Below are 1,032 nucleotides of genomic sequence, written 5' to 3'. Positions count from 1 at the left end.
GGCGCGGCGCTTGCGTTGCCAATCATAAAAGCAGCAGCGCAGTTCTACAACCACATGGCGAGCTTTGAGAGTGCCGGAGTGACGGTGTAATGTTCTCGTGGTTTAAGTATCAACTAGAGCTATTTTCATTAGCGGTCAGCTTTTTTTCTCGCTTACCTATTCCAGCAAGCACACCTTACTCTGATGAGCGAATGAATAGGGCTGGGCGATATTTCTCATTAGTTGGTTTGGTTATTGGTGCGTTGTGTACCGGTGTTTATTGGCTCCTTAGCCAAGTCTTCTCTGCGGAAATTACAATTTTTCTAACTATGGCATTCAGCTTAATGTTAACCGGTGCATTTCATGAAGATGGTCTGACTGATATGGCGGATGGCATCGGTGGCGGTATGACGACTGAGCGCCGACTCACCATAATGAAAGATAGCCGAATTGGTACTTATGGCGCTGCTACTTTAACTATGGCGTTATTCGGGAAGTGGCTTCTACTCACGGAATTGAGTGGAATAACATCCATGTATTACGTGTTGTTAGTGGGCTACGGCTTGAGTAGAGCTGTGGCTGCGTCACTGATTTATGATATGCCTTATGTCAGCGATTTAGACACAAGCAAAAGCAAACCGTTAGCGAATAAGCAAACGACTGGCGAGCTGATCTTTCTCATGGTGGTGGGTTTAACGCCAGCGTTGATGATGGGATTAAATGTATTGATAACACTAACGTTATTGGCTCTTGTTTTCCGAATTACCTTTAAACATTGGCTATTGAAAAGACTCGGTGGATTTACTGGAGATTGCTTGGGAGCCGCTCAACAGTTAATGGAACTTGCTATTTACCTTGTGCTGATTGCTTTATTTCAGCATCACTTTATTTCAACCAGTGCCGAGATTTGGTAATCAACATGAAAAAACACCATTTGATACTGGGAGGAGCACGTTCAGGGAAATCGTCTTTTGCTGAGCAGCAAGTAAAGTCATTGTCGGTGGTAGGCAATGTGACTGGGGGTGTGAGCTCTAGTAATAACCTCCACTATAT

General features: G+C 44.4%; 2 protein-coding genes. Both read left to right on the top strand.

Going from position 1 to position 1,032, the window contains the following annotated elements:
* The coding region (locus tag L4C33_RS22440) for a nicotinate-nucleotide--dimethylbenzimidazole phosphoribosyltransferase (protein WP_428814585.1) at positions 1-90 on the top strand (90 nt) is incomplete at its 5' end.
* A complete protein-coding gene (locus tag L4C33_RS22435; protein WP_428814584.1) occupies positions 90-893 on the top strand; it encodes an adenosylcobinamide-GDP ribazoletransferase in 804 nt (267 codons plus the stop codon). The genes L4C33_RS22440 and L4C33_RS22435, both read left to right, overlap by 1 nt.
* Positions 894-1,032: the final 139 nt, after the last annotated feature.

It is taken from the genome of Vibrio makurazakiensis (assembly GCF_050337375.1).
GTDB classification, from domain to species: domain Bacteria; phylum Pseudomonadota; class Gammaproteobacteria; order Enterobacterales; family Vibrionaceae; genus Vibrio; species Vibrio makurazakiensis.
The sequence above is the reverse complement of the archived record's forward strand: the minus strand, read 5'-3'. Positions and strand labels throughout refer to the sequence as shown.